The sequence below is a fragment of the Ramlibacter sp. genome, from assembly GCF_028291745.1.
Taxonomy (GTDB): Bacteria; Pseudomonadota; Gammaproteobacteria; order Burkholderiales; family Burkholderiaceae_C; genus Ramlibacter.
The window spans coordinates 49,241-55,647 of sequence record NZ_JAQGNQ010000137.1; the positions used below are offsets into that span (position 1 = coordinate 49,241).

Below are 6,407 nucleotides of genomic sequence, written 5' to 3' on the forward strand. Positions count from 1 at the left end.
GGCCCTGTCTACCGGCACCGCAGCGGCAGATAGGGCCCCGGCACGTTCGTCCTGTCCTCTCCCTGCGCCGTCATCTGCGGCGGCGCACCGGCCCGCCCGCACAGCCACGTCAGCGGCACGATGCGCGCGTCGACCACGCCTGCGGGGCGCAACGTCAGGGTCTTGCCCTGCAGCGAGTGCTGCGCGCGATTGCCGAAGTGGATCTGGATGGCGCCGTCCTCCAGCGTCACCGACTGCACGACCTGGTTCACGATCTTCTCCGGCGGCGGCAGGCCGGCCGCGGCGTTGTCGTGGGGCAGCGGCGTGCCCACGCGCCACGCGGCCTCCACTGGCGGCTTGGCCAGGTCGGCCAGCGGCAGCGCCTCGTCGATCTGCTGCCGCACGATCCGGTCGATATAACTGGGCAGCGCGATCAGCGCCAGCACCGCGATCACGGCCAGCACCATCATCAGCTCCAGCATCGTGAAGCCGTCTCCCCTGCGTCGCTTGTGCATGCGCGGATCATAGAGGCAGCGCCCCGGGGCGCTCACGGGCGGACTGCGGGCGTCTCCAGCTTCATTCCCAGCGCGCGCTGCGCCAGGACCAGCTCCAGTTCCGCCATCTCCACGCTGTTGCTGGCAAAGGGCTCGGCGCGGACGCCGCCCATGCAGCCGCGCAGCCGTCGGCCCAGCGATCCCATGGCCTGCCATTCCAGCCGGTAGATCGGGTAGCCGGTGGCCTGGCCTTGCGGGATGAGGGCCGCGCCCAGCTTGCCGCCGGCACGCTCGTCGTGGCATTGCGCGCAGGAGAGATCGAGTTGCCCCATGCGCTCGCGGTACAGCGCCTCGCCGCGCGCGAGGAAGGGCGCGAGGCGTGCGTCGGTGCTGGGGGCGATCGGCAGTCCGCGCGATTGCATTGCGACAAATCCTTCGAGCGCCAGCAGGTCCGCGTGCTCCGCCGGCCAGGGCGGCTGCCCCTGGTGGCGCTCGCGGCACAGGTTGATGCGCGTGCCCAGGTTCACGGGCCGGCGCAGCGTCTCGTCCCAGGCCGGGTAGCGCAGGGCCACGCCGCGCATCGATGCCGGCTCACCATGGCAGGCGGCGCACGAGCGGGCGCTGGCAGAGGGCGCGCGGCGCCACAGTGGCTCGCCTTCCTGCACGAACAGCATCGCCGGGTTCATGCTGTCGTCGCGCTGCATGGCTTGCGTGGCCGGGCTCATGTCCTCGAAGCCGGAGCGGCGATGGTCGACGGCGACCTGCGCCGCGCAGGCCAGCACCAGGAGCGCGCCGGCCGCGGCGAGCACGCGCGCAAGGCGCTTCACGTCACCTGCAGCGGGCGCTGCTCGGTCTGCGCGAAGCCGTTGTCGCCCTGCCATTCGAATTCGAGCGTGCCGCTGTCGACGGCCAGCACGGGAAAGGCGATATAGGGATTGGCGGCGATGGCTGGATAGAGATCGGCCGCGAACACCACCTCGCCGCCATAGCGGCAGATGAAGCGGCGCAGGATGTTGCGCGGGGCTATGCGGCCGTCGGCGCCGGGGCGGTAGCCGGTCTCCATGACGTGGGCGATGGTCGCGCGCACCTCGATCACTTCGCCGCGCTTCGCGCTGGCCGGCAACTGGATCAGCGTGCGGGCCATGTCACGAGCTCTCCGGCGGTTCGATGCAGGCGGCCAGCACCACGATCACGTCGACGCTGTCGGACCAGACGCTGCCGTCGTTCATGCGCGCCAGCGCTACCAGCTTCTGGCTGGTGGCCAGCCGGATCCGGGTGCTGACGTCGGCGCGGCCACTGCGCGGCGACAGGGTGAAGCGGGCAACATCGCGCTGCGGATTCTTCTCGTTGAAGACGGCGATCTCGCGCACGTGATCGGCCGCGCTCATGGGGCTTTCGACGGTGACGCGCATGGGCACGACATTGCCGTTGTCCACGAGAGGGGCGATCTCGAGCTTGACGCGGCCGGGGCGCACGGTCTGCCCGGAGGCGAATTCGGCGATGACGGGAGCGAGCGCACCAGCCTCTTGCGCGGACGCGGGCTGGACCAGCATGTGGGCAGCGATGGCCGCGCCCGCCTGGAGCACCCGGCGGCGCGGCCACTCCTGTTGCTCTTTCTCCCTCTCCCTCTCCCGCATGCGGGAGAGGGTTGGGGTGAGGGAAAGGTTTGCGCGCCGCTTGGCCATGCCGCGAAGCCTACCGCAAGGTCCGCAGCCAGGCGACCACGTCCTCCACCTGCTGGGCGGAGAGGATGGGCTTGCCGGCCCAGGGCGCGCCCACGCGCGTCGGGTGCTGGTCGCTATGGAACGCCGGCATGAAGCTCGTCGGATTGAGCCGGCGCGGGTCCACCACGCGCAGGCGCAACTGCGCGTCGCTATAGCGCGCGCCCACGCCCGCCAAGTCGGGCGCCAGGTTGCCCTGGAAACGCTCCTCCGTCACGGGCGCGGAGTGGCAGAGCAGGCACAGGCCCGTCTGCCTGCTGGCAACGATGGCGCGGCCGCGTGCCGGATCGCCGCGCAGGCCGGCCAGCGGCTGCGGGATGCCGTCGCCCTGCACCTCGTAGCGCACGAGCTCCTGCGCCGCCGCCGTCGCGGCGAAGGCGGCCAGCAGTGTCGCGCCCGCTCGCCTGCGCACGTCGCTCAGGTGCGCTTGAGGCTGTGGTTGCGCAGCGGCAGCTCGCGCACGCGCTGCCCGGTCGCCGCGTAGATCGCGTTCAGCACGGCGGGTGCGGCCACCGCGATGGTCGGCTCGCCGACGCCGCCCCAGAAACCGCCGCTGGGCATCACGATCGCCTCGACCTTGGGCATGTGCTCCATGTGGACCACCGGATAGGTGTCGAAGTTGCTCTGCTCCATGCGGCCGTCCTTGAGCGTACAGGCGCCGAACAGCGCGGCCGACAGGCCATACGCGAACGAGCCTTCCACCTGCGCCTCGATCTGCTGCGGGTTCACCGCGTAACCCGGGTCGGTGGCGGCAACGATGCGGTGCACCGTCAGTTCGCCTTCCTTGTCGACCGAGACCTCCGCGCACGCCGCCACGTAGCTGCCGAATCCCATCGTCTGCGCCAGGCCGCGATAGACCTTCTGCCCGTTCACGTCAGCTGCCGGACGGCCCCAGCCGGCGCGATCGGCCACGGCATTCAGCACGGCCAGGTGCTTGGGATGGTTGGCCATCAGCTTGCGGCGGAAGGCTAGCGGATCCTGCTTCAGTTCGTGCGCCAGTTCGTCGATGAAGGACTCGACGTAGATCGTGTTCTGGTTCAGGTTCACGCCGCGCCAGAAGCCCGGAGGCACGGGCGGGTTGCGCATCGCATGGTCGATCAGCAGGTTGGGGAAGCTGTAGCCGAGCGATGCTTCCGGCCCGGGCGGGTTGAGGCCCTGGAACACCACCGGGTCCTTGCCGTCCTTGATGTTCTCCGGCGCGATGCCGGCCAGGATCGACTGCCCCGAGATGCGCATGTGCAGCGCCGTCACGTTGCCCTGCGGGTCGATGGCCGCCCGCATCTTGCATTGCGTGATGGGGTGGTAGCGGCCATGCAGCATGTCTTCTTCGCGCGTCCACAGCAGCTTGACCGGCGTGCCCGGCATCTCCTTGGCGATCTCGACCACCTGCCGCACCCAGTCGTGCACCGCCCCGCGCCGGCCGAAGCCGCCGCCCAGGTGGATCTTGTAGACGTCGCATTGCGCCGCCGGCAGCCCCGCGGCTTCCGACGTGGCGGCCAGTGCGGCTTCGCCATTCTGCGTGGGCGTCCACACCTCGCAGCGCTCGGGTGTCCAGCGGGCGGTGGCGTTCATCGGCTCCATCGTCGCGTGGTTCTGGTGCGGGTACGCATACACCGCCTCGAACACGCGGCCGCCGGCGGCCAGCACCGCCTTGGCATCGCCGTTCTGGTTGCCCACAACCGCCTGCGGTGCGTCGAGGCCGGCCTTCAGCATGGCGGCCACGGTGGCACTCGATTCCTTGGCGTTCGGGCCAGCATCCCATTCGATCGGCAGGGCATCGAGGGCGGTCTTGGCGCGCCACCACGTGTCGGCCACGACGGCGACGGCGCTGTCGCCGACCCGCACGATCTTCTTGATGCCGGGGCGACCCCGGATCGCCGCTTCATTGACGCTCTTGACCTTGCCGCCGAACACCGGGCAGTCCTTGATCGCGGCGTGCACCATGCCGGGCATCTTGAGGTCGATGCCATAGACCTGCTTGCCCGTGACCTTGTCGACCGTGTCGAGGCGGGCCAGCCGCTTGCCGACGATCTTCCAGTCCCTGGGGTCCTTCAGCGTGATCTCGGTGGGCACGTCGAGCTTCGCTGCCGCCGCCGCGAGATGGCCGTAGGTGACAGTGCGTCCGCTCGGAACATGGGTGACCACGCTGTTGGCGGCGCGCAGTTCGGACACCGGCACCTTCCACTCGTTGGCCGCGGCCTGCACCAGCATCATGCGCGCCGCTGCACCGCCCTTGCGCACGTACTCCTGCGACTCGCGGATGCCGCGGCTGCCGCCGGTGGAGAAGTTGCCCCACACGCGCTTGCGGGCCAGGTTCTGGCCGGGCGTGGGGTACTCGGTGCTGACGCGGGCCCAGTTCGCTTCCAGTTCCTCGGCGACCAGTTGCGCCAGCCCGGTGAGCGTGCCCTGGCCCATCTCGGAGCGAGCGACGCGGATCACGATGCTGTCGTCCGGCCGCACGACGACCCAGGCATTGATCTCGGGAGGCGCGGCCTGTGCCGCGGCGCTGCCGGGGAAGGCCACATGGAAGCCGACCACCAGGCCGGTGGCAGCGGTGGCCTTGAGGAAGCCGCGGCGATCGAGAGTGGGATGGGTGCTCACGTCGTGCTCCCGTCGGTGTGCTGGATGGCAAGGCCGGCGCTCTTCATGTCGCCGCGGGCGACCGCGTGGATCGCCGCGCGGATGCGGTTGTAGGTGCCGCAGCGGCAGATGTTGCTCATGGCCTCGTCGATGTCCGTGTCGGTGGGAGTCGGCTTGGCCTTGAGCAGGGCGGCGGCGGCCATCACCTGGCCGGACTGGCAGTAGCCGCACTGCGGCACGTCGAGCGCCACCCAGGCGCGCTGCACGGGATGCGAGCCGTCGGGGGAAAGACCTTCGATGGTGACGATCTTCGCGTTCGGCGCGATGGTGGAGATCGGCCGCACGCAGGTGCGCGTGGGCACCCCGTCGATGTGCACGGTGCAGGCCCCGCAGGCGGCGATGCCGCAGCCGTACTTGGTCCCCGTCAGCCCCAGTTGCTCGCGCAGCGCCCACAGCAGCGGGGTGTCACCCTCTGCCTCGAATTCGCGCACCGCGCCGTTGACGTTCAGTCTCGCCATGCCGCTCTCCTGGTGGTAGCGCGGGCATGGTATGTCGCAAGTCCTGTGAAGGCACCCCCGCGTAATCCCCATGGGGATGTGGCCTAGGTGGGGGAATTTATGCTGGATGTCGCCATTGCGGACGAAGGAATGTCATTGCGGCCCAAGGGATGTTGTTGCCGCCCAGGGGATGTCATTGCGGGCTTGACCCGCGATCCACGACGGCGCTCGGACCGGCGCAGCGTGGATCCCGGGTCAAGCCCGGGATGACATCCGAGGAGACCGGGATGCCAGCCTATTCGGCCGCCGCCTGCGCAGCCGGCGCCATCAGCACCCGCCGCGCGCCATCGAAGCGCGAAGACCAGTAGGGAATGCCCATGTCCTCCACCCGCACTTGCGCACCCGGCTTGGGCGAGTGGATGAACTTGTTGTTGCCGACGTAGATGCCCACGTGGCTGAAGGCGCGCTTGAGCGTGTTGAAGAACACCAGGTCGCCCGGCTGCAATTCGCCCCGCTCGATCTTCGCGGTGGCGGCCGCCTGTTCGTTGGCGCGCCGCGGCAGGATCAGGCCGACGGTCTGCTGGTACATGGCCCGCACGAACCCGCTGCAGTCAAAGCCCGTCTCGACCGAATTGCCGCCCCTGCGATAGGGCACGCCCAGGAAGCCCATGGCGTTGACCACCAGCTCGGAGGTCTTGAGCGCGACGTGGCTGGCGCCTTCGGCGACGCGGCCCGCCATGTTCACGCGGACTTCCTCGAGCCGCTGGACCAGGCGCTTTTCGACCAGCAGGTTACCGAGTTCGTCGTCAGGAGCGGGCGCCGCGTGCGCCACCGCGGACGCAGCAGCCAGCATCGTGAAGCTGAGCCAGCGAATCATGGGCGCGCAGGTTAGCGTCCGGCGACGCCGGTCGTCAAGCGAAGAGTTCATGCACGTTTCTTGTTGCCATCGAAATGCGAGCGGCGCGGGAGGGCGCGGGGACAGCGTCCCACAAGCTCAGCAATTTTCGAACCAGCCCACAGTGCCGGCTCTGGGGCCGGTCGCTGCAGTGGCGGCCCGCATTGTAGGCTGGGCTGCCGCAGGCACCCCAGCGTTTGCCGGCCGGATCGCTGGGGTGCCTGCGGCAGCCCAGCCTACG

Annotated in this window: 8 protein-coding genes; all 8 read right to left on the minus strand. The window is 69.7% G+C overall.

Translation table 11 applies throughout. The annotated features are described in order from the left end of the window. Positions 1 to 8 precede the first annotated feature (8 nt). The 8 genes from JWP60_RS25200 to JWP60_RS25235 all read right to left on the minus strand — a co-directional run bounded on the left by JWP60_RS25200 (position 9) and on the right by JWP60_RS25235 (position 6,148). Positions 9 to 494 (minus strand): pilin, encoded by a 486-nt coding sequence (locus JWP60_RS25200; RefSeq protein ID WP_299797835.1) that lies wholly within the window; start codon positions 492 to 494, stop codon positions 9 to 11. Positions 495 to 526: 32 nt separating this feature from the next. Next, complete coding sequence (gene soxA / locus JWP60_RS25205; RefSeq protein WP_299797838.1) at positions 527 to 1,300, minus strand: sulfur oxidation c-type cytochrome SoxA; 774 nt, start codon at positions 1,298 to 1,300, stop codon at positions 527 to 529. After that, the gene (locus tag JWP60_RS25210) at positions 1,297 to 1,617 is read right to left on the minus strand and encodes a thiosulfate oxidation carrier complex protein SoxZ (RefSeq protein ID WP_299797841.1); all 321 of its coding nucleotides are present in this window, start codon (positions 1,615 to 1,617) and stop codon (positions 1,297 to 1,299) included. The genes soxA and JWP60_RS25210 overlap by 4 nt, the downstream gene beginning before the upstream one ends. 1 nt (position 1,618) lies before the next feature. Further along, positions 1,619 to 2,110, minus strand: coding sequence for a SoxY-related AACIE arm protein (locus tag JWP60_RS25215; protein WP_299797844.1), 492 nt, complete (start codon positions 2,108 to 2,110; stop codon positions 1,619 to 1,621). A 58-nt stretch (positions 2,111 to 2,168) separates the two neighbouring features. Continuing rightward, positions 2,169 to 2,606: a sulfur oxidation c-type cytochrome SoxX gene (soxX, locus tag JWP60_RS25220; protein ID WP_299797847.1), complete on the minus strand. Its 438-nt coding sequence runs from the start codon at positions 2,604 to 2,606 to the stop codon at positions 2,169 to 2,171. A gap of 5 nt (positions 2,607 to 2,611) precedes the next feature. Continuing rightward, entirely contained in the window at positions 2,612 to 4,795 is a 2,184-nt protein-coding gene (locus tag JWP60_RS25225; protein WP_299797850.1) for a molybdopterin cofactor-binding domain-containing protein, read from the minus strand. Further along, positions 4,792 to 5,292, minus strand: coding sequence for a (2Fe-2S)-binding protein (locus JWP60_RS25230; RefSeq protein WP_299797853.1), 501 nt, complete (start codon positions 5,290 to 5,292; stop codon positions 4,792 to 4,794). Before JWP60_RS25230 ends, JWP60_RS25225 begins: the two co-directional genes overlap by 4 nt. A gap of 274 nt (positions 5,293 to 5,566) precedes the next feature. Then, the gene (locus tag JWP60_RS25235) at positions 5,567 to 6,148 is read right to left on the minus strand and encodes a C40 family peptidase (RefSeq protein ID WP_299797856.1); all 582 of its coding nucleotides are present in this window, start codon (positions 6,146 to 6,148) and stop codon (positions 5,567 to 5,569) included. Between the last annotated feature and the right edge of the window lie 259 nt (positions 6,149 to 6,407).

Excerpts from the sequence above, each read along its gene's own strand:
- JWP60_RS25200 (WP_299797835.1), bottom strand. The coding sequence starts at position 494 with ATGCACAAGCGACGCAGGGGAGACGGCTTCACGATGCTGGAGCTGATG.
- JWP60_RS25210 (WP_299797841.1), bottom strand. The coding sequence starts at position 1,617 with ATGGCCCGCACGCTGATCCAGTTGCCGGCCAGCGCGAAGCGCGGCGAA.
- JWP60_RS25215 (WP_299797844.1), bottom strand. The coding sequence starts at position 2,110 with ATGCGGGAGAGGGAGAGGGAGAAAGAGCAACAGGAGTGGCCGCGCCGC.
- JWP60_RS25230 (WP_299797853.1), bottom strand. The coding sequence starts at position 5,292 with ATGGCGAGACTGAACGTCAACGGCGCGGTGCGCGAATTCGAGGCAGAG.
- JWP60_RS25235 (WP_299797856.1), bottom strand. The coding sequence starts at position 6,148 with ATGATTCGCTGGCTCAGCTTCACGATGCTGGCTGCTGCGTCCGCGGTG.